Source organism: Pseudomonas sp. LW8, assembly GCF_041956865.1.
GTDB classification, from domain to species: Bacteria; Pseudomonadota; Gammaproteobacteria; order Pseudomonadales; family Pseudomonadaceae; genus Aquipseudomonas; species Aquipseudomonas siliginis.
This window is the reverse complement of sequence record NZ_CP168138.1, coordinates 3,866,711-3,889,854: the sequence shown is the minus strand read 5'-3', so window position 1 is coordinate 3,889,854 and position 23,144 is coordinate 3,866,711. Positions and strand designations below refer to the sequence as shown.

The 23,144-nt window shown below is 62.4% G+C and carries 10 protein-coding genes and 1 pseudogene; 7 read left to right on the top strand and 4 right to left on the bottom strand.

Translation table 11 applies throughout. The features are described 5' to 3' along the window. The first annotated feature begins 21 nt into the window (after nucleotides 1-21). From AB9L16_RS17510 to AB9L16_RS17500, 3 genes are all read left to right on the top strand, one after another. Complete coding sequence (locus AB9L16_RS17510) at nucleotides 22-13,020, top strand: non-ribosomal peptide synthetase (RefSeq protein WP_375122471.1); 12,999 nt, start codon at nucleotides 22-24, stop codon at nucleotides 13,018-13,020. A gap of 227 nt (nucleotides 13,021-13,247) precedes the next feature. After that, nucleotides 13,248-14,060, top strand: coding sequence for an alpha/beta fold hydrolase (locus tag AB9L16_RS17505; RefSeq protein WP_375122470.1), 813 nt, complete (start codon nucleotides 13,248-13,250; stop codon nucleotides 14,058-14,060). Nucleotides 14,061-14,232: 172 nt separating this feature from the next. Further along, nucleotides 14,233-15,261: a ParB/Srx family N-terminal domain-containing protein gene (locus AB9L16_RS17500; RefSeq protein WP_375122469.1), complete on the top strand. Its 1,029-nt coding sequence runs from the start codon at nucleotides 14,233-14,235 to the stop codon at nucleotides 15,259-15,261. Between the two features lie 30 nt (nucleotides 15,262-15,291). Here the strand turns inward: AB9L16_RS17500 and dsbG are convergent, their stop codons facing one another. From dsbG to dsbD, 3 genes are read right to left on the bottom strand one after another with little or no spacing between them, the layout of a single operon-like run. After that, on the bottom strand, nucleotides 15,292-16,062 hold the full coding sequence (gene dsbG / locus AB9L16_RS17495) for a thiol:disulfide interchange protein DsbG (RefSeq protein WP_110601469.1): 771 nt from the start codon (nucleotides 16,060-16,062) through the stop codon (nucleotides 15,292-15,294). Continuing rightward, on the bottom strand, nucleotides 16,038-16,919 hold the full coding sequence (locus AB9L16_RS17490) for a prolipoprotein diacylglyceryl transferase family protein (RefSeq protein WP_375122468.1): 882 nt from the start codon (nucleotides 16,917-16,919) through the stop codon (nucleotides 16,038-16,040). The genes dsbG and AB9L16_RS17490 overlap by 25 nt, the downstream gene beginning before the upstream one ends. After that, nucleotides 16,919-18,652, bottom strand: a complete 1,734-nt coding sequence (dsbD, locus tag AB9L16_RS17485; protein ID WP_375122467.1) for a protein-disulfide reductase DsbD — start codon at nucleotides 18,650-18,652, stop codon at nucleotides 16,919-16,921. Before dsbD ends, AB9L16_RS17490 begins: the two co-directional genes overlap by 1 nt. A 155-nt stretch (nucleotides 18,653-18,807) precedes the next feature. Here dsbD and AB9L16_RS17480 point away from each other — a divergent pair, with 155 nt between their 5' ends. After that, nucleotides 18,808-19,488 (top strand): response regulator, encoded by a 681-nt coding sequence (locus AB9L16_RS17480; RefSeq protein ID WP_039759813.1) that lies wholly within the window; start codon nucleotides 18,808-18,810, stop codon nucleotides 19,486-19,488. Further along, nucleotides 19,485-20,810 (top strand): ATP-binding protein, encoded by a 1,326-nt coding sequence (locus tag AB9L16_RS17475; RefSeq protein ID WP_095182170.1) that lies wholly within the window; start codon nucleotides 19,485-19,487, stop codon nucleotides 20,808-20,810. Before AB9L16_RS17480 ends, AB9L16_RS17475 begins: the two co-directional genes overlap by 4 nt. A 16-nt stretch (nucleotides 20,811-20,826) precedes the next feature. Here the strand turns inward: AB9L16_RS17475 and AB9L16_RS17470 are convergent. Further along, a pseudogene (locus AB9L16_RS17470) lies at nucleotides 20,827-20,916 on the bottom strand (metal ABC transporter ATP-binding protein); the annotation flags it as partial. Between the two features lie 110 nt (nucleotides 20,917-21,026). Here AB9L16_RS17470 and AB9L16_RS17465 point away from each other — a divergent pair. Both AB9L16_RS17465 and AB9L16_RS17460 read left to right on the top strand, forming a co-directional pair. Next, on the top strand, nucleotides 21,027-21,512 hold the full coding sequence (locus AB9L16_RS17465; RefSeq protein WP_375122466.1) for a GNAT family N-acetyltransferase: 486 nt from the start codon (nucleotides 21,027-21,029) through the stop codon (nucleotides 21,510-21,512). A 141-nt stretch (nucleotides 21,513-21,653) separates the two neighbouring features. Then, entirely contained in the window at nucleotides 21,654-23,066 is a 1,413-nt protein-coding gene (locus AB9L16_RS17460; RefSeq protein ID WP_375122465.1) for an aspartate aminotransferase family protein, read from the top strand. Nucleotides 23,067-23,144: the final 78 nt, after the last annotated feature.

Below are 23,144 nucleotides of genomic sequence, written 5' to 3'. Positions count from 1 at the left end.
CGAATTCAGGCAGGAAACCTCATGACCGACGCGTTCGAACTCCCCAGCACCCTGGTCCAAGCCCTCAAGCGTCGCGCAGCCCTGACGCCGGACCGACTGGCCTTGCGTTTTCTCGCCGAAAACCCGGAGCAGACCGTGGTGCTCAGCTATCGCGAACTGGATCAACGCGCGCGCACCATCGCCGCTGCGTTGCAGGCTCAGGCTGGATTCGGTGAGCGTGCGGTACTGCTGTTTCCCAGCGGCGCGGACTATGTCGCGGCGTTTTTCGGTTGTTTGTATGCCGGTGTAATTGCGGTGCCGGCCTATCCGCCGGAATCCGCGCGTCGTCATCATCAGGAGCGATTGCTGTCGATCATCGCCGACGCCGAGCCCAGGCTGTTGCTGACCAGCGCCGATCTGCGCGATGCCTTGCAGCAAATCGACGGCGCGCCGCCGCTGTTGTGCGTCGACACTCTGGACAGCGCACTGGCCGAACAGTGGGTTGAGCCGCCCCTGCCGCCCGAGCACATCGCCTTCCTGCAATACACCTCCGGCTCCACCGCGCTGCCCAAGGGCGTGCAAGTCAGCCATGGCAATCTGGTCGCCAATGAACTGCTGATCCGTCACGGTTTCGGCATCGACATCAACCCGGACGACGTCATCGTCAGTTGGTTGCCGCTGTATCACGACATGGGTCTGATCGGCGGTCTGCTGCAACCGATTTTCAGCGGCGTACCGTGCATTCTGATGTCGCCGGCGTACTTCCTCGGCCGGCCGTTGCGCTGGCTGGAAGCGATTGCCGAATACGGCGGCACCATCAGCGGCGGCCCGGATTTCGCCTACCGTTTGTGCAGTGAGCGGGTCAGCGAGTCGGCCCTTGAGCGCCTCGATCTCAGTCGATGGCGCGTGGCCTATTCTGGCTCCGAGCCGATTCGCCTCGACACCCTTGAACGCTTCGCAGAAAAATTCGCTGCTTGCGGTTTCAGCGACAACAGCTTCATGGCTTCGTACGGTCTGGCCGAGGCGACCCTGTTTGTCGCCGGCACGCCGCGCGGCACCGGCATCCCGGCACTGCGCGTGGACGATCAGGCGCTGGCGCAAAACCGCGCCGAGCCGGGCGACGGCAGCGCGATCATGAGCTGCGGCATCAGTCAGCCTGAGCACGCGGTGCTGATTGTCGATCCCAACACGCTCGAGGAACTGACCGACAATGCCGTCGGTGAAGTCTGGGCCGCCGGCCCGAGCATCGCCCACGGTTACTGGCGCAACCCCGAAGCCAGCGCCAAGACTTTTGTCCAGCACGTCGGGCGCACCTGGTTGCGCACCGGCGACCTGGGTTTTATCCGTGACGGCGAACTGTTCGTGACCGGGCGCCTGAAAGACATGCTCATCGTCCGTGGCCATAACCTTTATCCGCAGGACATCGAGCAGACTGTCGAGCGCGAAGTCGAAGTGGTGCGCAAGGGGCGTGTGGCGGCGTTCGCGGTCACTCACAACGGCGAAGAGGGCATCGGCGTCGCTGCGGAAATCAGCCGCAGCGTGCAGAAAATCCTTGCGCCAGATGCGCTGATCAAAGCCATTCGCCAAGCCGTGGCCGAGGCGTATCAGGAGGCGCCAAGCGTGGTGGTGCTGCTCAATCCGGGCGCGTTGCCGAAAACTTCCAGTGGCAAACTGCAGCGCTCGGCGTGCCGCAATCGTCTGGCTGATGGCAGCCTCGACAGTTACGCGCAGTTCCCTTCGATTACAGCGGCAACGGAAAACGCGACCAGCAGCACTTCGGATCTTGAAGCGTTGATCGGGCAAATCTGGGCCGAGCAACTCAACGTCAAGCAGGTCAGTGGCGACGACCATTTCTTCCTGCTCGGCGGCAACTCGATCGCCGCCACGCAAGTGGTTGCGCGGGTTCGCGAAGCGTTCGATGTGGAGCTGAGCCTGCGCCTGCTGTTCGAAGCGCCAACCCTGTCCACCTTCGCTGCCGCTGTGGCGCAGCTAAAAGAGGACGGCGGCAGCGCTCAAGGTCCGATCAGCACCTTGTCGCGCAGCGAGCCGATGCCGCAGTCGCTGGCACAAAACCGTCTGTGGATCACCTGGCAACTCGATCCACAGAGCAGCGCCTACAACATTCCCGGCGGCCTGCGCTTGCGTGGCGAACTCGACGAAGACGCCGTGCGCAAAAGCTTCCAGCAACTGCTCGAACGCCATGAATCTTTGCGCACACGTTTCTTCGAGCGCGACGGCGTGGCATTGCAGCAAGTGCTTGCCGCTGCCGAATTCAATCTGCAACTGATCGACATCAGCGACCTGCCAATGGCCGAGCGTGAAGCCCGCGCCGAGCAGATTCGCGAATACGAGGCGCGCACTCGGTTCGATCTGGAAAAAGGCCCGTTGCTGGCGGTGACACTGGTGCGTCTCGATGCCGAAGAACATCAACTGCTGGTGACCCTGCACCACATCATCGCTGACGGCTGGTCGCTGAATATCCTGCTCGACGAATTCTCGCGTCTCTACGCGGCGGCAACCCAAGGGACGCCGGCGACACTGGCAGCGCTGCCCACGCAATACGCCGATTACGGCAACTGGCAGCGGCAATGGCTGGCGCAAGGCGAGGGCGAGCGGCAACTGGCGTACTGGCAAGCGCAACTGGGCGAGGAACATCCGCCACTGGAACTGGCCACCGATCACCCGCGCTCGGCCAGACACAACCACAGCGCCGCGCGCCACAGCGTGCGCTTGAGTACCGAACTCAGCGAGGCGATCCGCCAGACTGCGCAGGCCCACCAGGCCACGCCGTTCATGCTTCTGCTCGCTGCCTTGCAAAGTTTGCTGCACCGCTACAGTGGTCAGCGCGACATTCGCATCGGCGTGCCCAACGCCAACCGTCCGCGCCTGGACACCCAAAGCCTGATCGGCTTTTTCATCAATACCCAGGTGTTGCGTGCGCAGATCGATTCACGCCTGACATTTGCCGAGTTGCTGAACCAGACGCGCCAGGCCGCACTCGGCGCCCAGGCCCATCAGGATCTGCCCTTCGAACAACTGCTCGAAGCGTTCCCGCAGGCCCGCGAACAGGGACTGTTCCAGGTCATGTTCAACCATCAGCAGCGCGACCTCAGTGCACTCAAGCGCCTGCCCGGTCTGCTCGCCGAAGAACTGCCGTGGCACAGCCGCGAGGCCAAGTTCGATCTGCAATTGCACAGCGAAGAGGATCGCAACGGTCGTCTGAGCTTGGCGTTCGACTACGCCAGCGAACTGTTCGACGCCGTGACCATCGAGCGCCTGGCCGAGCATTTCCACAATCTGCTCAGCGAGGTCTGCGAACGGCCTCAGCAGGCCATTGGCGATCTGCGCTTGCTGACCGCCAGCGAGCAGAATCAGCAGAAAGACTGGAGCGTGGCCCCGTGCAGCCCGGCGCAACAATGGCTGCCGGACCTGCTCGAGCAACAAGTGCGCAAAAGCCCGCAACGCACCGCGCTGGTGTGGGACGGCGGTAGTCTGGATTTTGCCGAGCTGCACGCGCAGTCCAACCGGCTCGCCCATTACCTGCGCGACAAGGGCGTCGGCCCTGACGTGTGCGTGGCCATTGCCGCCGAGCGTTCGCCGCAACTGCTGATCGGTCTGCTGGCGATCATCAAGGCTGGCGGCGCCTATGTGCCGCTTGATCCGGATTATCCGGCCGAACGTCTCGCGTACATGCTCCGCGACAGTGGCGTCGAACTGCTCCTGACCCAGACGCAATTGCTCGAGCGTTTGCCGGCCAGCGATGGCGTCAGCGTGATCGCCATGGATGCGCTGCACCTGGATAAATGGCCGAGCCAGGCACCGGGCCTGCGACTGCACGGCGACAACCTCGCCTACGTGATTTACACCTCGGGTTCCACCGGGCAACCGAAAGGCGTCGGCAACACCCACGCCGCGCTGGCCGAGCGCCTGCAATGGATGCAGGACACGTACCGCCTCGACGAAACCGACGTGCTGATGCAAAAAGCGCCGATCAGTTTCGACGTCTCGGTGTGGGAATGCTTCTGGCCGCTGATCAGCGGCGCGCGGCTGCTGCTTGCCGCGCCCGGTGAGCACCGTGACCCGTATCGCATCGCGCAACGGGTCCAGCAATACGGCGTGACCACGCTGCACTTCGTCCCGCCGCTGCTGGCGCTGTTCATCGATGAGCCGCTGAGTGCCGAATGCACCAGCCTGCGCCGGGTGTTTTCCGGCGGTGAAGCCTTGCCCGCCGAGCTGCGCAATCGGGTACTGGCGCAATTGCCGGCGGTGCAATTGCACAACCGTTACGGGCCGACTGAAACCGCGATCAACGTCACCCATTGGCACTGCACAACTGTCGATGGCGAGCGCTCGCCGATTGGCCGGCCACTGGGCAATGTGGTCTGCCGCATCCTTGATGCCGATCTCAATCCAGTGCCGGCGGGTGTGGCGGGTGAGCTGTGCATCAGCGGTATTGGTCTGGCTCGCGGTTACCTGGGTCGTCCGGCGTTGACCGCCGAGCGTTTTGTCGTCGATCCACTGGGCGAGCAGGGCGCCCGTTTGTACCGCACCGGCGACCGTGCGCGCTGGACGTCCGCCGGCGTGATCGAATACCTCGGCCGTCTCGATCAGCAGGTCAAGCTGCGCGGCTTTCGCGTTGAGCCGGAAGAAATCCAGGCGCGACTGCTGGCGCAAAATGGCGTCGCCCAGGCCGTGGTCCTGGTGCGGGAAACCGCTGCCGGTGCGCAACTGATCGGCTACTTCACGGCGACCGATGCGCATGAGAATGCCGATGAGCAAATCATTCGGCTGAAAGCTGCCCTCGCTGCCGAGCTGCCGGAATACATGGTGCCCGCACAATTGCTGCGCCTTGATACGATGCCGCTGAGTCCCAGCGGCAAACTCGACCGCCGCGCCTTGCCCGAGCCGCAATGGCAGGTGCGTGAACACGTCGAACCGGTCAGCGAACTGGAGCAACAAATCGCCGGGATCTGGCGCGAAGTGCTGGGTCTGAAGCGGGTTGGCCTGCGTGATGATTTCTTCGCCCTCGGCGGTCACTCGCTACTGGCCACGCAAATCATTTCGCGCACACGTCAGGCCTGTGACGTCGAACTGCCGCTGCGCACATTGTTCGAGCACAGCGAACTGGGCGATTACGCCGAACAGATTCGCCTGATCCAGGTCAGCGGCCGCACCAACCCACAGCTGCCAATCGGCACAGTCGACCGCAGCCAAGCGGTGCCGCTGTCCTATTCGCAGCAGCGCATGTGGTTCCTCTGGCAGATGGAGCCGGACAGCCCGGCGTACAACGTCGGTGGCATGGCGCGCATGCGTGGCGTGCTGCACGTCGAGCATTTCGAGGCGGCGTTGCAGGCGCTGATCCTGCGTCACGAAACCCTGCGCACAACGTTCCCAAGTGTCGACGGTGTCGCCCGCCAACAGGTGCATTTCGAGACCGGCGTGCGCATGGGCTGGAAAGATTTCTCCAGCCTGCCGGCAGAAGTCCGGGAGCTACAAGTTCAGCAACTGGCCGATGCAGAAGCGCACCAGCCGTTCGATCTGGAAACCGGTCCGCTGCTGCGTGCCTGTCTGGTCAAGACCGCCGAGCACGAGCATTACTTCGTCCTGACCCTGCACCACATCGTCACCGAAGGCTGGGCGATGGACATCTTTGCCCGTGAACTCAGCGCGCTGTATGAAGCGTTCGTCGATGAGCGCGAATCACCGCTCGAGCCGCTGCCGGTGCAATACCTCGACTACAGCGTCTGGCAGCGCCAGTGGCTGGAGTCCGGCGAGCGCCAGCGCCAGCTCGAATACTGGACCGCGCAACTCGGTCGCGAACATCCGCTCCTCGAACTGCCCGGCGACCGTCCCCGTCCACCAGTACAGAGCCATCAGGGCGAGCTGTTCCGTTTCGATCTGAGTGACGATCTCGCCGCGCGGGTGCGGGCATTCAATGCACAAAACGGTCTGACGTTGTTCATGACCATGACCGCCGCGCTCGCCACGTTGCTCTACCGCTACAGCGGCCAGACCGACCTGCGCATCGGCGCGCCGGTGGCCAACCGCATTCGCCCGGAAAGCGAAGGGCTGATCGGGGCGTTTCTCAACACCCAGGTGCTGCGTTGCCGGCTCGACGGGCAGATGTCGGTCGGCGAACTGTTCGAGCAGGTGCGCCACACCGTGATCGAAGGCCAGTCCCATCAGGATCTGCCGTTCGATCATCTGGTCGAAGCCTTGCAGCCGCCACGCAGCGCGGCTTACAACCCGCTGTTCCAGGTGATGTGCAACGTGCAGCGCTGGGAATTCCAGCAGAGCCGCACGCTCGCTGGGATGACTGTCGAGTACCTGGCCAACGATGCGCGGGCGACCAAGTTCGATCTCAATCTGGAAGTCACCGACCTCGACCATCGCCTCGGCTGCTGCCTGACTTACAGCAGCGATCTGTTCGACCAACCGACCATCGCGCGCATGGCCAGGCATTGGCGCAACCTGCTTGAAGCGTTGATCGCTGATCCGCAGCAACGGCTCAGTGAACTGCCGCTGCTCGACAACACCGAGCAACAGCAGCTGCTCGACAGCCTCGGCATCGAGCCGGGCGAGCATCGTCTCGATCAGTGCATCCATCATCTGTTCGCCGAACAGGCACTGGCGCGCAAAGACGCACCAGCACTGACTTTCGCTGGGCAGACCCTGAGCTACGCCGAACTCGATGCCCGGGCCAATCGTCTGGCCTGGGCGCTGCGTGAACGCGGGGTCGGCCCGCAAGTGCGGGTGGGTCTGGCGCTGGAGCGTTCGCTGGAAATGGTCATCGGCCTGCTGGCGATTCTCAAGGCGGGCGGCGCCTATGTGCCGCTGGATCCGGAATACCCGCTCGACCGCCTGCATTACATGATCGAAGACAGTCGCATCGGCCTGCTGCTCAGCGATCGGGCGATGTTTCAGGCCCTGGGTGACTTGCCGTCAGACGTGGCGCGCTGGTGTCTGGAAGATGACAGCGCCGGGTTGGCCGACTACCCGGCCAGCGAGTTGCCGTTTATCAGCCTGCCGCAACATCAGGCTTATCTGATTTACACCTCCGGCTCGACCGGCAAACCGAAAGGCGTGGTGGTCTCCCACGGCGAAATCGCCATGCACTGCCAGGCCGTGATCGAACGCTTCGGCATGCGCCCGGACGACTGTGAACTGCATTTCTATTCGATCAACTTCGACGCTGCCACCGAACGTCTACTTGTGCCGCTGCTCAGCGGTGCGCAGGTGGTACTGCGGGCGCAAGGGCAGTGGGACGCGGAAGAAATCTGCGGCTTGATTCGCACGCATCGAATCAACGTCCTCGGTTTCACGCCGAGCTACGGCAGCCAGTTGGCGCAGTTCCTCGCGACCCAAAATGAAGTCCTGCCGGTGCGCATGATCATCACCGGCGGTGAAGCGCTGACCGGCGAGCATCTGCAGCGCATTCGCGCGGCATTCCAACCGGCGCAGTTTTTCAATGCTTACGGCCCGACCGAAACCGTGGTCATGCCGCTGGCCAGTCTGGCGCCGCAGGTGCTGGAAGAGGGCGCGGGCAGTGTGCCGATCGGTAGCGTGATCGGGTCGCGGGTCGCCTACATTCTCGACGCCGATCTGGCCGTGGTGCCGCAAGGCGCGACCGGTGAACTGTTCGTCGGTGGCGCCGGTCTGGCCCAGGCCTATCACGACCGTCCGGGCATCAGCGCCGAGCGTTTCGTCGCTGACCCGTTTGCCGCTGATGGCGGACGCATGTACCGCACCGGCGACCTGGTGCGCCAGCGTGCCGATGGTCTGGTCGAGTATCTGGGGCGGATCGACCATCAAGTGAAAATCCGGGGCTTCCGCATCGAACTGGGCGAAATCGAAACGCGCCTGCTCGATCATTCTTCGATCCGCGAAGCCGTGGTGCTGGCGCTGGATGCGCCGAGTGGCAAGCAGTTGGTGGGTTACCTCGTTACAGAGGTCGCCGGGCAAGGCGAAGCGCAACAGGCTGAGCTACGCGAAGCGCTCAAGTCGCACCTCAAGGCGCAACTGCCGGACTACATGGTGCCGACCCACCTGATGCTGCTGGCAAGCATGCCGCTGACCGCCAACGGCAAACTCGACCGCCGCGCCTTGCCGGCGCCGGATCTGGAGCTCAATCGTCAGGACTATGTCGCGCCAAGCAACGAGCTGGAACAGACCCTGGCGCAGATCTGGTGCGATGTGCTTAACGTCAGGCAGGTCGGCCTCAACGACAACTTCTTCGAACTCGGCGGCGACTCGATTCTGTCGATTCAAGTGGTCAGCCGCGCGCGTCAGCAGGGCATTCATTTCAGTCCGCGCGACCTGTTCCAGCATCAGACTGTGCAGACGCTCGCCGCCGTTGCCAGTCGCACCGAGCAGGTGACGGCCGAGCAAGGACTGGTGGTCGGCGACTCGCGCCTGACACCGATTCAGCACTGGTTCTTTGATACGGACATTCCCCAGCGTCAGCACTGGAATCAGGCGCTGTTGCTGGAGCCGACTGTGCGCTTCGAAGCGCAACGATTGCAGCAAGCTCTGCTGGCAGTGATCGAGCAGCACGATGCGCTGCGTCTGCGTTTCACTGAAACCGATGATGCATGGCAAGCGACGCATCAAGCGCTGACGAATGAGGATGTGCTCTGGCAAGTCAGCGTCGATTCGCTGGATCGGTGCGAATCTCTGTTCGCCGACGCGCAACGCAGTCTGCATCTGCGCAACGGCCCGTTACTGCGCGCAGTGCTGGTCGATGTTGCGGATGTTCAGCAACGCCTGTTCATCGCCATCCACCACTTGGTCGTCGACGGCGTTTCCTGGCGCGTGTTGCTGGATGATCTGCAAACCGCCTATCGCCAGCTCGACGCTGCGCAGCCGCTAAAACTGCCGGCGAAAACCAGCGCCTTCAAGGACTGGGCCGCGCGTTTGCAGGCTTACGCGGGCAGCGAATCCCTGCGTGAAGAACTCGGTTGGTGGCAAGCGCAACTGGCCGGGCCAAGCGCTGATCTGCCTTGCGAAAACCCGCAGGGCGGCAGGCAGAATCGCCATGCGCAAACCGTCAGCGTACGCCTCGATGCCGAGCGCACCCGGCAGTTGCTGCAACAGGCACCGAGCGCTTATCGCACTCAGGTCAACGACCTGCTGCTGACCGCGCTGGCCCGTGTGCTGTGCCGCTGGAGCGGCCAGCCCTCGGCACTGATTCAACTGGAAGGACACGGTCGCGAAACCTTGTTCGACGAGATCGATCTGACCCGCACCGTCGGTTGGTTCACCAGCGCTTATCCGCTGCGCCTGACCCCGCACAACATCGAAGAGGCCGCCGGGCAGGGCGCTTCGATCAAGGCGATCAAGGAACAACTGCGCGCCGTTCCGCATAAAGGTCTCGGTTATGGCGTGTTGCGTTATCTGGCCGATGACGGCTGCCGCCAGAGCATGGCCGCGCTGCCACAGGCGCCGATCACCTTTAACTACCTCGGCCAGTTCGACCAGAGCTTCGGCGCCGATGCGCTGTTCCGTCCGCTGGATGAAGCGGTCGGTGCCGCCCACGATCCGCAGGCGCCGTTGCCCAACGAGGTGAGTGTCGACAGTCAGATTTACGGTGGTGAATTGCTGCTGCGCTGGACCTTCAGTGATGAGCGTTACGAGGCGCAAACCATTAACGATCTGGCCGCCGCCTACCTCGGTGAGTTGCAAAGCCTGATCGCCCACTGTCTGCAAGACGAGGCCGGCGGCCTGACACCGTCGGACTTCCCGCTGGCGAAACTGACTCAGGCACAACTCGATGCCTTGCCGGTGCCGGCCGCGCACATCGAAGATGTCTACCCGCTGACGCCGATGCAGGAAGGCATGTTGCTGCACACCCTGCTCGAGCCGGGTACCGGCCTGTACTACATGCAGGATCGTTACCGCATCAACAGCGAGCTCGATCCCGAGCGTTTCGCCCAGGCCTGGCAAGCGGTGATCGCCCGTCATGAAGCACTGCGCGCGTCGTTCTGCTGGAACGTCGGCGAAGACATGCTGCAAGTGATTCACACCCCGGGTCGCACGCCGATCGAGTATCTGGACTGGAGCGCCGTCGCCGAATCCGAGCAGGAACCGAAGCTGCAAGCGCTGCTGAAAAGCGAGCGCGAAGCCGGGTTCGATCTGCTCAATCAGGCGCCGTTTCACCTGCGCCTGATCAAGGTCGGCGCGGCGCGTTACTGGTTCATGATGAGCAACCACCACATTCTCATCGACGCCTGGTGCCGTTCGCTGCTGATGAACGATTTCTTCGAAATCTACAGCGCCCTCGGTGAAGGACGCGAAGCGCAGTTGAGCGTGCCGCCGCGTTATCGCGATTACATCGGCTGGCTGCAACGCCAGAGCCTGGCCGAGGCGCGGCAGTGGTGGCAGCAGAACCTGCAAGGGTTCGAGCGCACCACGCCGATCCCGAGCGACCGCCCGTTCCTGCGCGAACACGCTGGTGAAAGCGGCGGCATGATCGTCGGCGACCGCTACACCCGCCTCAATGTCGAGGACGGTGCACGGCTGCGGGAACTGGCGCAGGCACATCAACTGACCGTCAACACCTTCGCCCAGGCTGCATGGGCTCTGGTTTTGCGGCGTCTGAGCGGCGATCGCGACGTGCTCTTCGGCGTCACCGTGGCCGGGCGTCCGGTGGAGATGCCGGAAATGCAGCGCACCGTCGGCCTGTTCATCAACAGCGTTGCCCTGCGCGTGAAGATGCCTGCGGACGATCAGCGCAGCAGCGTGCGCCAGTGGCTCAGCGCTTTGCTCGACAGCAACATGCAACTGCGCGAGTACGAATACCTGCCGCTGGTGAACATCCAGGAACAGAGCGAATTGCCCAAAGGCCAGCCGCTGTTCGACAGCCTCTTCGTTTTCGAAAACGCCCCGGTGGAGGTCTCGGTGCTTGATCGTGCCCAGAGCCTGAATGCGACCTCGGATTCCGGCCGCACCCACACCAATTTCCCGCTGACCGCGGTGTGCTACCCGGGCGATGACCTTGGCTTGCACCTGTCCTATGACCAGCGTTACTTCGACGAGGCGACGGTCGAGCGCATGCTCAGTGAGTTCAAGCGCTTGCTGCTGGCACTGGTCGACGGCTTCCATGGCGACATGGCCGATTTGCCGCAGCTGGGCGACGAAGAACGCGATTTCCTGCTGCACGGTTGCAACCAGAGCGGCCACGACTATCCGCTGGAGCAAAGCTATGTGGCGCTGTTCGAAGCGCAGGTCGCGGCGCATCCGCAGCGCATCGCCGCCAGTTGCCTCGACGAGCAATTGAGCTACGCCGAGCTGAACCACAACGCCAACCGCCTCGGCCATGCCCTGGTCGCTGCCGGTGTGCGCATGGACCAACCGGTGGCGCTGCTGGCCGAGCGTAATCTCGACCTGCTCGGCATGATCATCGGCAGCTTCAAGGCCGGCGCTGGTTATCTGCCGCTGGATCCGGGCCTGCCGAGCCAGCGTCTGAGCCGCATCATCGAGCTGAGCCGCACGCCGTTGCTGGTGTGCAGCGCCGCTTGCCTTGAGCAGGCGCAGACCTTGCTCGAAGAGTTTGGCTGTTCGAATCGTCCGCGCCTGCTGGTGTGGGAAGAGGTGCAGGCATCGGTGGCAGCGACGCACAATCTCGGCATCCACAGTGGCCCGGACAATCTTGCCTATGTGATCTACACCTCGGGTTCGACCGGGCTGCCAAAAGGCGTGATGGTCGAGCAACGCGGCATGCTCAACAGCCAGTTGAGCAAACGTCCGTACCTCGACTTGATCGAGGCCGATGTGATTGCGCAGACCGCCTCGCAAAGCTTCGACATTTCCGTCTGGCAGTTCCTCGCCGCGCCGTTGTTCGGCGCGCGGGTCGACATCGTGCCGAACGCGATTGCCCACGATCCGCAAGGTCTGCTGGCGCATGTGCAGGCGCAGGGCATCACCGTGCTGGAGAGTGTGCCGTCGCTGATTCAGGGCATGCTCGGCTCCGAGCGTCTGAGCCTCGACGGCTTGCGCTGGATGCTGCCGACCGGTGAAGCGATGCCGCCGGAACTGGCCCATCAATGGCTGCTGCGTTACCCGGATATTGGTCTGGTCAATGCTTACGGCCCAGCGGAATGCTCGGATGACGTGGCGTTCTTCCGTGTCGACATGGCCTCGACGCGCGGCAGTTACTTGCCGATCGGCACGCCGACCGACAATAACTTGCTGTACCTGGTCGATGGCGCGCTGGATCTGGTGCCTTTGGGCGCGGTGGGTGAGTTATGTGTTGCCGGCACTGGTGTCGGTCGCGGCTACGTCAGCGATCCGCTGCGCACCGCGCCGGTGTTTGTGCCGAATCCGTTCGGCGCGCCGGGCGAGCGCTTGTACCGCACCGGTGACCTGGCGCGGCGCCGCGCGGACGGCGTGCTGGAATACGTCGGCCGCGTCGATCATCAGGTGAAGATTCGCGGTTACCGCATCGAACTCGGTGAAATCGAAGCGCGCCTGCATGAACAACCGGAAGTGCGTGACGCGGCGGTTGGTGTGCAGGAGGGCGTCAACGGCAAGCATCTGGTCGGTTATCTGGTCGCGGCCGACGCAGCGCTCAATCCGGGTGAACGCCTGGAGCGGATCAAGCAGCGCCTGCGCGCCGAACTCCCCGAATACATGGTGCCGCTGCACTGGCTATGGCTGGAGCAGATGCCGCTCAATGCCAACGGCAAACTCGACCGCAAAGCCTTGCCGGCCTTGGAGATCGGTCAGTTGCAGAGCGAGGATTATCTGGCCCCGCGCAACGAGCTGGAGCAGACCCTGGCTGATATCTGGGCTGAGGTGCTGAAAGTGGAAAAGGTCGGCGTGCGCGACAACTTCTTCGAACTGGGCGGGCATTCGTTGCTGGCTACGCAGATCGCTTCGCGGGTACAAAAAGCCCTGCAACGCAACGTGCCGCTGCGCGCGATGTTCGAGTGCAGCACGGTGGAGGAACTGGCCGAATACATCGATGGGCTGGCGGCCAGCGACATTACAGAGGAGAAGGTTGACCGGTTGAATGATCTGATGGCGGAGTTGGAGGGGTTGTAGTTCTCCGGCGCCTGGGCCGGCCCCTCGCTGGCAAGCCAGCTCCCACAGTTTTTGCGGTGAGCACAAATCTTGTGAACGACGTTGAACCCTGTGGGAGCTGGCTTGCCAGCGATGGCGTCGGTGAATTCAACACAAATCACCAGTACATGACTGTACATTTCCATCCTTGACGATCATTAACCGGCAGCTCAGTCTGCCGGTTCTGTTTTTTCTCGCGGAGGTGGTCGATGCCCTTTTTCACGGTTGACGGACAAGCACTGCACTACATTGATCAAGGCACCGGCCCGGCCGTGTTGCTGGCTGGCAGTTATCTCTGGGATCAAGCGATGTGGGCGCCGCAGATCGCCGCGCTGACCCCGCATTATCGCGTCATTGCCCTGGATTTGTGGGGGCATGGCGAGTCCGGCAAGTTACCCGAAGGCACCACATCGCTGGACGACATTGCCCGACAGTCGCAGGCCTTGCTCGATCATCTGGACATCGACCGCGTCACCCTCGTCGGGCTGTCGGTCGGCGGCATGTGGGGCACGCGCCTGGCACTGTCCGCACCGCAACGTCTCAACGGTCTGGTGCTGATGGACACCTACGTCGGTGTCGAGCCGGAACCGACCCGGCAGTATTACTTCTCGTTGTTCAAGCAGATCGAAGACAGCGGCACCATCTCCGACCAATTGCTCGACATCGTCGTGCCGATCTTCTTCCGCCCGGGCATCGACCCGCAATCGGCGCTGTATCAGGGCTTCCGCGCAAAACTGCAGAGCTACTCGCCCGAGCGTCTGCGCGAAAGCATCGTGCCGATGGGGCGCATCACGTTTGGCCGCAACGACCTGTTGCCACGGCTGGGCGAGCTGAACCCGGCGACGACGCTGGTACTGTGCGGTGACCAGGACAAACCCCGGCCACCCTCGGAAGCCCGGGAAATGGCTGAGTTGATTGGTTGCCCGTGTGTGCTGGTGCCGGAGGCGGGGCATATCTCCAATCTGGAGAATCCCGGGTTTGTCACCGAGGCGCTGCTGGCGTTTCTCCGCGAGCGCAACTGACACACCGAGTGAGCTTCATTCGCGAGCAGGCTCGCTCCCACAGTTAATCGCATTCTTGCTGAGGGAATGCAGTCAACTGTGGGAGCGAGCCTGCTCGCGAAGGGGCCTCTCAGGTCACCATGCAATCACGAGTGTGAAACTCATCTATAAAAGCATTTGATAAGGGAATGACGTGCAACAGTTCTGGTGGCGTGACCTCAAGGATCTTGAGGACAAGTGGGTTGGGTTGAGTATTGAGGTCAACCGACCGAAATCAAGCCAACCGCCGCTTCATCTGCAAAGTGGCAACAACGGGCGGATGAAGTTGATGCTCAATGAAAGCCCACTCTTCTGGGCGACCATTGCCACCTCATATTACGGTGCTTGGCTGGTTCGCAATCCGCGGCCCGTTCAACTGGAATCGCCATCCGTGCCCCCCATCGTTTCGGCTGACGTTCAGGAGCACTTTGAATTACCCGTCCAAGAGCGCTTCCCGCGCTGGTGTCGCTATTTCATCAACCAGTTGATGAACAATCAGGCGGACTTTCTCTATCCCGGCCACTGGGTGGCGCGCCCTTTATTGCCAGCAGTTAGCCGATACAAACCCGTTGCCGGTCCGGATGGCTGGTATTTTTCCACCCCGGCCGAGGCGTCCAGCCATCTGCCCAACTGGTACGCGCGCGGCGAGGGCATTCTCGACAATGTGCAACCGCACACCGTGCATTGGCTTGATTGGGATTTGGGACACTTGATCGGTCTGCACACGGTGGACCCTTTTGCAGGTCGCCTCAAATGGTGGCGCAAAAAAGCCAGGGAGGGCAGCTTGCCGCCGATCCTGCTCTGGTATGTGGGCGGACTGTGTTCTTACGTGATCATCGATGGACATTACAGACTGCAGGCCGCGCTCGATGAAGGTGTCAAACCTGATTTCATTGTCCTGAGCTCGACCAAAGCCCAGCAAGTCAAACCATGCGAAGCAACGCAACAGCGCGTGTTCGGTTCGTTGATGTTGCAGAACGCGAGACATCCCAAGTTCAACGTTCACACATTCAATCAGGCGCTGATCAATACGTTTGACGACCGTCCCTGGCATTGGGCAGGGACGCACGCTTGGGCCGGTATTCCTTCAGACCAAGCGTGGTGCGCTGAGGTGACAAGCTTTCTCACGGAACAGGGAAACACCGAGCACTTGCAGGACATTATCGAGCGGTGTGAGTACTGATAGACCCGCACCGGTCAGTGGTTGTGAAGACTATTTCGGCCCGAGAATCTTCACCAGCTTGTCCGGCGATGGCGCGCCTTGCTGTTGTTGCAACTCGCCTTTGTCGTCCATATAGAAAATCGCCGGGGTGGCTTGCAGTTCGAGGTCTTCCATCAACTGCATGTTCGCCGCGAGTTTGCTCTGCACGGCGACCGGAATGTCTTTCAAGGCCTTGAGGGCGCTGCCCTTACCGGCGCTCTCATGATCTTGCAGGGCTTTGGCCGGGTCTTTCGCCGCCAGCAGCGCGGCTGATTTGCCCGGGCTGTCTTCGCGAATGATGCCGACCATGATGTGGCGCAGTTGCACTTTGCCGGCCTTGACCCATGGTCGCGCCTGTTCCCAGAACATGTTGCAGTACGGGCAGTTCGGATCGCTGAACAGGTACACCGTGCGCGGTGCATCCTTGTTGCCGTCCTGAATCCAGTTGCTCGCCTCGAACTTGGCCCAGACTTCCTTGGACATCGGCGCGTAGACCAGTTTCTGCAAAGGCTCGCTGCTCAGGTCCTTGCCGTCGGCGTCGTACAGATTACCCACCACGACGTGTTTGCCGTCCGGGGTCAGGTACAGCGCCATGCCGCGATTCTGGTATTGCGCGGCGTACCCGCGCAGGCCATCGGGGGCGTCGAACTGGCCGACGATTTTCGCGCCCTTGGCTTCGATTTTTTTGATCGCTGCGGGTAGTTCTTCAGCGGCCTGCACCGACGGCAAGTGCAGTAGGGCAGTGCCCAGGGTCAGCGTCAGCAGGTGGCGGAGGCGGGGCATGGCAGTTTCCTTGCAGAGTTGGCCGGGGCAACGGCCTGATTCGGGCTTGAGGGCGAAGTGTCGAAGGTTTCCAGAGCGCGGGCCAGGCTGGCGTTCGACAGTTCACCGAGGTGACTGGTCAGCAAGCGACCGTCCGGGCTATAGAACAGCGTAGTCGGTAACGCCATGGAACCCACGGCCTGACCGAGACGGCCGCCGCGGTCGAACAGCACGTTGTTCAGGCTCAGGCCCTGGGTTTCCAGGAACGTCGCCACGCTTTGCATGCTTTCGGCCTGATTGACGAACAAGAACGTCAGATCAGGGCGCTGTTGCTGGGCATTCTCCAGTACTGGCATTTCTCGCCGGCACGGCGGGCACCAGGTCGCCCACAGGTTGATCACCAGCGGGCCGCCCTGATAGTCGCTGAGCTTGATCTTTTCCCCGGCGGCGTTGCGCAGGGCAATATCCGGCAGCCGGGAGCCCTGTTCGTAGATATTCAGCGACAGGGTGGCAAGCAGCCAGAACGCCACGCCACTGACCACGCCGAAGCCCAGCGGACGGCGCAAAGCAGGCCGGCGCCAGCCGCGATACAACGCCGCCAGCAGCAGCACGAGCACTCCGGGCCAGGCGAGGAAACCGCCGTCGCGCAGATCGATGATCTGCCACGGGTCATTGCGATAGTGCGACCAGTACAGCGCGACAAACGCAATGCGCGCCGCAAGCATGCCCAGCAAGAACAGGCTGAACAGCGCCGACTCGGGGTTCTCGCCGCCGCGCTTGGCCACTCGCCAGCCGACAAATGTCGCCAGCGCCAGAGCACTGATCAGCAGCAGGTGGTTGAGCGCGATGGCGAAGGTGCCGAGGGTGAACGTCAGCATCAGTTGGCATCTCGGGTGGCGGACCAGCGTTGCAGGAAGGTCTCGGCATCGACCTCGCCGGTGATGCGCTGGCTGCGGCGTTCTTCACCGTCGGCGCCGATCCAGATGAACGTCGGCGGCCCCGGCACTTTATAACGGCTGAGCAGCTCGCGGCTGGCGGCGTTATCGGCGGTCACATCCAGGCGCAGCAGGCGCACATCGCTCAGGGCCTGCACGACCTTGGCTTCACCGAACACCTTCTTCTCCATGACCTTGCACGACACGCACCAGTCGGCGTAGTAATCGAGCAGCACCCACTGACCCTGGGCCTTGGCCGCGTCGAGTTCGCGTTGCAGTGCCGCCGGTTCCTTGATGGTGATGAAGGCATCGTGGCCACTTGGCGCTGCACTGGCTGCACCGCTGGCGCTGTAGACCTGCAATGGCTGATACGGATCATCGCTGCCGCCCGCCGCACCGATCACCAACAAGCTGCCCCACAAACCGAGCAACAAGGACAGGGCGCCAAACATCTGCGCGACGCGGCCAAACCCTGCGGATTGTTTCCAGGCGCTGTAAGCGGCGATCAACAGCAGAGCGCCACACAGCCCCAGCCACAACGACGGATCCAGCACCGGGCGCAGCATCAACAATGCAGTGGCAAGAAAGAGGAAGCCGAATATGCCCTTGAGCAGATTCATCCAAGCGCCGGGTTTCGGCAGGAAACGGTTGCCCACAGTGACCAGCAGCAACAGCGGCACACCAATGCCGATGCCCAGTGCAAACAGAATCAGACCGCCGTGCAACGCGTTACCGCTCTGCGCGATGTACAGCAGCGCGCCGGCCAGTGGCGCGGTCATGCATGGCCCGACCAACAGACCGGACAATGCGCCCAGCACCCCGGCGCCGATCAGGCTGCCGCCGCTGCGGCTGCGCGACGCATGTTCAAGGCGATCACGCAGGGCCACCGGCAGTTGCAGCTCGAAGAAGCCGAACATCGGTAACGCCAGTATCACGAAAATCGCCGCAAACGCACCGAGCAACCACGGATTCTGTAACCACGCCTGCAAGTTCGCACCGAGCAGCGCAGCAATCACGCCCATCGCCGCATACACCAGTGCCATGCAGATCACGTAGCTGCTGGCCAAGGCAAACCCGCGCCGTGGTGTGGCGCCACTGCCGACGATCATCCCGGCGAGAATCGGCAGCATCGGCAGCGAACACGGGGTAAACGCCAACAGCAGGCCAAGTCCGAAAAACACCAGCAGACTCCAGCCCAGCGCCCGTTGTTGCAGACTGCTGGCCAAAGCCTGATCCGGGGCTTCAGCGCCTGTTGTTGCTGCGGCTTTGCCACCCAGATCGATCACCCTGGTTTGCGGTGGATAACACAGACCGGCATCGGCGCAACCTTGATAGCTGACTTTGATCTGACCGCTGGCCGCCGCCGGGATTTTTACTTCCAGCCCTTGGCGGTACACCGGCTGCTCGCCGAAGAACTCATCGCTGTGGGATTCGCCTTCAGGCAACACCGGCTGCTGATCGGCGGCCAGTCCATCGAATTTCAGGCGTTTCTGATACAGGTAGTAGCCGTCAGTGATCTGCCAGAACAGCTGGGTTTCGCCTGAATCCAGACGCTCGGAAGTCAACACGAACGCTTGGTCGACCGGCAAGAAGTCCGGTTTCGTATCGAAAGGATTGTTTCCAGCCTGGGCCAGGCCCGAGATCAGTAACGCAAACAAAACAAAAAAATGACGCATGGAGAAGCCTTGTCCCTGTGCAAGTGAGGTGCACAATGGGCAGCGGCGATTAACCGATGATTAACCGCCATGCCCTTGTCGCAGTGACGTTGGGCGCCATAATGTCAGCTTAATCGGCCAACTGCCTAATCCGCTTTTTTCCTGTGGGATTCACCATGCACGTACTGGTTTGCGAAGACGACGAGCTGATTGCCAGCGGCATCGTTGCCGGCCTCACCGCCCAGGGCCTGACCGTCGAGCACGTCAACACCGCGTCCAAGGCGCGGGCGATGCTCAAGGTCGCCGAATTCGATGTGATGGTGCTCGATCTCGGCCTGCCGGACGAAGATGGCCTCAAGTTGCTCCAGCAATTGCGGCAGAGCGGCCTGGAAATCCCGGTTCTCATCCTCACTGCCCGTGACTCGGTGACCGATCGTGTCGACGGTCTGCAGGCCGGCGCTGACGACTACCTGCTCAAGCCTTTCGACCTGCGCGAACTGTTCGCTCGCCTGCAAACCCTGTTGCGCCGGGTGGCCGGGCGCAGTGTCAATCTGATTGAGCACGGCGCGCTGACCTACGACCCGAGCAGCCGCGAAACCCGACTCGCGGGGCAACCGGTGGACCTGTCGCGCCGTGAGCAGTCGCTGTTGCAGGCGCTGTTGCACAATCGCGGCCGGGTGCTGTCCACCGAGCAACTGAAGGACAGCGTCTACGGCTTTAACGACGAACTGGAAAGCAACGCGCTGAACGTGCATATCCATCATCTGCGCAGCAAGCTTGGCAAAGGCATCGTTGAAACCGTGCGCGGTCTGGGCTATCGCCTCGGGCCTGCCGATGGCGCAGAGCAAGGCAAATGATGAGTCTGCGACTGCGCCTGAGCCTGACGCTTGGCGCGGCGTTCGCGCTGATCTGGGCGCTGGCGGCGGCGTGGATGCTCAGCGACCTGCGCAATCAGATGATGTTTTCCCTCGACCAGCGTCTGGTGGCCTCGGCGCGCATGGTCGCCGGTTTGCTCGAGCAATTGCCGACGCTGCCGAGCAAGGGCGAGGGCACCCATTTCAGCGCAGAACAGCTGAATATTCCCGGTGGCATGGCTTGTCAGGTCAGCTCATTGCGCGGCGAGATTCTCGCGCGAAGCCACAACAACCCCGAGCAAGCGCTGGAAGCCGAGAAAATGGGCTTCCACGATCAGATGATCGACGGCGCCCCGTGGCGCAGTTTCACCCTGGCCCGCGGCGATGTGCGCATCACTACGGCGGATCGGCAGATCGAGCGCGAAGCCTTGAACATGTCGATTCTGCTCGCTGCTTCGGTGCCGGTCGGTGTGGCCTTGCTGGGTTGCCTGTGCCTGCTGTGGCTGGGCATCGGTCAGGGCCTGGCGCCGCTCAATCGTCTGCGCGAGGCGCTGATGCGGCGCAATGCCGACTCTCTTGAGCCATTGCAGTTGCAGGCGTTTCCCAGCGAATTGAAGCCGTTGCTGGAAACTCAGAATCAGTTGTTTCAACGCATCGGCAAGACCATCGAACGTGAACGTCGTCTGACCGGCGACGCCGCGCATGAACTGCGCAGTCCGCTGACGGCGATCAAGACCCACCTGCAAGTGGCGCGCATGACCGACGGCAGCGCCCGCGATCAGTCGCTCGCGCGCGCCGAGGAGGGCGCCGATCGCTTGCATCGCACCCTTGAGCAATTGCTGTTGCTGGCGCGGGTCGAAGGCAGTCTGTCGTTTGATGACGGCTCGCAATGCAGCGCCGAACAAGTGGCCAGACTGGCGATCCAGGACGCCACTGGCGGTGAACGGCTGCGGATCAAACTGCACGTGCCTGACGATCTGTCCGCCGCGCCTCTGCAAATGCCTGCCGTGCTGGCGATTGCTGCATTGCGCAACCTGCTCGACAACGCCCTGCGCCACACGTCAGAAGATTGTGCGGTCGAGGTTAGCCTGGAGAGCATCGGCAATCGTGTGCGTTTTGTCGTGCGCGACCATGGCCCGGGCATTGCGCCGGATGACTTGCAACATCTGACCCAGCGCTTCTGGCGCAACGGGCAGAGCACCGGCTGCGGGCTGGGGCTGGCGATTGTCCAGGCGATCGTTCAGCGCTGTGATTGTGCCCTGCATTTCGACAGCCGCCCGGATGGCCTGCGGGTCGAACTGACCATGCCGTTGCAAGCCCTCTGATCTCACCTCAGATCCCCTGTGGGAGCGAGCCTGCTCGCGAATGCGGTAAGTCATTCAACATCGACGTTGACTGGCCTGACGCTCTCGCGAGCAGGCTCGCTCCCACAAATGATCACGTTCTTCCACATCAAATGTAACTTCTCGGCGTTCGCTATTCGCCAGGGGCGGGGCTAAGGTCAACGCAGCTTTGACTCAAAGGATTGAGGGAACTGCGCCATGGAAGCACCCGTCTGCGTTCGTTCGGCCACTCTGGCCGACACCGGCATCATCAACCGTATTGTCGAGCGCTCGATCCGTATCGGATGTGCACTCGATCACCGCAACCATCCACTTCTGGTCAGCGACTGGCTCAACCGCTCCTCCGCCGATTTCATCAGTAGCCGGCTCGCCGACCCACACTTCTATCTCTGTATCGCTTCGTTCGAAGACAAACCCGTCGGTGTCGGCATGGCCCGGGTCAGTGGCGAAATCCCGCTGTGTTACGTCCAGCCTGAATCCTTTCGCCGGGGCGTCGGCAGGGCGCTGATGCACAATCTCGAAGGTTGGTTGCGCATTCGCGGTGTGCAGCATGTTTACCTCAACAGCACCCGCACCGCCGAGGCGTTCTATCGGCACTTGGGTTACCAACAGGCAGCGCCACCCGGCCTCTCCACCGGCGTGCAGACCGTGCCGCTGCACAAACCTTTGTCCTCACCGGCCTGACAACTCGATCAAGGGTGTAAATCCGTACCGCTCTGAAGCGTTTCCAGAACAGGAAAACCTGCAAGTGCGCCCCGCGACCGGAACGCGCACCTGTTGGTGTGCTGCTTTGGTCACTATCCATACGAATTGAGGGGTCGAAAGATGTCAGTCGCCACCAGTCTTATCGAAGCGTCGTCGGCCCGGGTCGCCTCGGCGCCGGCAGAAACGTTATACGAATTCCACGAATCACCGTTACTGGCGCGCCAGAGTCGCCAGGAATCCAATGCGCGCAGCTATCCACGCCGCATCCCGCTGGCGCTCAAGCGTGCCAAGGGCCTGTATGTCGAGGATGTCGAAGGGCGTACATTCATCGACTGCCTGGCTGGGGCCGGCACGCTGGCGCTGGGGCACAACCACCCGGTAGTGATTGAGGCGATCCAGCAGGTGCTGGCCGATGAGTTGCCGCTGCACACCCTCGACCTGACTACGCCGGTCAAGGATCAATTCGTCCAGGACCTGTTCGGACTGCTGCCCACGGAGTTGGCGGCACAGGCGAAAATCCAGTTCTGCGGCCCGACCGGCACCGACGCCGTGGAAGCAGCATTGAAACTGGTGCGCACGGCCACTGGCCGCAGCACCGTGCTGTCATTTTCCGGCGGTTATCACGGCATGAGTCAGGGTGCGTTGAGCCTGATGGGCAGCCTGGGGCCGAAAAAACCACTGGGTGCCTTGCTCAGCAATGGCGTGCAGTTCATGCCGTTCCCCTACGACTACCGTTGCCCGTTCGGCCTCGGCGGCGCGGCGGGCGTCAACGCCAATCTGAGCTACCTGGAAAACCTGCTCAACGATCCCGAGGCTGGCGTGCAATTGCCGGCGGCGGTGATCGTCGAAGCGGTGCAGGGCGAGGGCGGCGTGATTCCGGCCGATATCGAGTGGTTGCGTGGCTTGCGCCGAATTACCGAAAGGGCCGGGGTGGCGCTGATCGTTGATGAGATCCAGAGCGGGTTCGCCCGCACCGGCAAGATGTTTGCCTTTGAACATGCGGGCATCGTTCCGGATGTGGTTGTACTGTCCAAAGCCATCGGCGGCAGCCTGCCGTTGGCGGTGGTGGTTTACCGCGACTGGCTCGACACCTGGCAACCGGGCGCCCACGCCGGCACGTTCCGTGGCAATCAGATGGGCATGGCCGCCGGTTCAGCGGTGATGCGTTATCTGGTGGAGCACAAGGTCTGTGAACACGCCGCTGCCATGGGTGATCGACTCAGCGAGCATCTGCACATCCTGCAACGCGACTTCCCGCAGCTGGGCGATATTCGTGGTCGCGGCCTGATGCTCGGCGTTGAACTGGTCGACCCGAACGGCGCGCCCGATGCGCTCGGTCATCCGCCGGCATTCGCGCGTCTGGCGCCGCTGGTCCAGCGTGAATGCCTCAAGCGTGGCCTGATTCTGGAACTGGGCGGCCGCCATGGCGCGGTCGTGCGCTTCCTGCCGCCGCTGGTGATCAGCGCAGCGGAAATCGATCGGGTGGCCGAGATCTTCGGACGCGCATTGGCCGCTGCCGCCGCCACGCTGTAAATTTTTCCGCGCGGCGAACGTTCTTTCTACATACCCTGGCTGCATCCTTTGTGCAGCCGACCTTACAGCGATGGAGAA

What these genes read in the sequence shown, in the direction of transcription:
- AB9L16_RS17510 (WP_375122471.1), top strand. Translation starts at nt 22, where the DNA reads ATGACCGACGCGTTCGAACTCCCCAGCACCCTGGTCCAAGCCCTCAAG.
- AB9L16_RS17505 (WP_375122470.1), top strand. Translation starts at nt 13,248, where the DNA reads ATGCCCTTTTTCACGGTTGACGGACAAGCACTGCACTACATTGATCAA.
- dsbG (WP_110601469.1), bottom strand. Translation starts at nt 16,062, where the DNA reads ATGCCCCGCCTCCGCCACCTGCTGACGCTGACCCTGGGCACTGCCCTA.
- AB9L16_RS17490 (WP_375122468.1), bottom strand. Translation starts at nt 16,919, where the DNA reads ATGCTGACGTTCACCCTCGGCACCTTCGCCATCGCGCTCAACCACCTG.
- dsbD (WP_375122467.1), bottom strand. Translation starts at nt 18,652, where the DNA reads ATGCGTCATTTTTTTGTTTTGTTTGCGTTACTGATCTCGGGCCTGGCC.
- AB9L16_RS17480 (WP_039759813.1), top strand. Translation starts at nt 18,808, where the DNA reads ATGCACGTACTGGTTTGCGAAGACGACGAGCTGATTGCCAGCGGCATC.
- AB9L16_RS17475 (WP_095182170.1), top strand. Translation starts at nt 19,485, where the DNA reads ATGATGAGTCTGCGACTGCGCCTGAGCCTGACGCTTGGCGCGGCGTTC.
- AB9L16_RS17465 (WP_375122466.1), top strand. Translation starts at nt 21,027, where the DNA reads ATGGAAGCACCCGTCTGCGTTCGTTCGGCCACTCTGGCCGACACCGGC.
- AB9L16_RS17460 (WP_375122465.1), top strand. Translation starts at nt 21,654, where the DNA reads ATGTCAGTCGCCACCAGTCTTATCGAAGCGTCGTCGGCCCGGGTCGCC.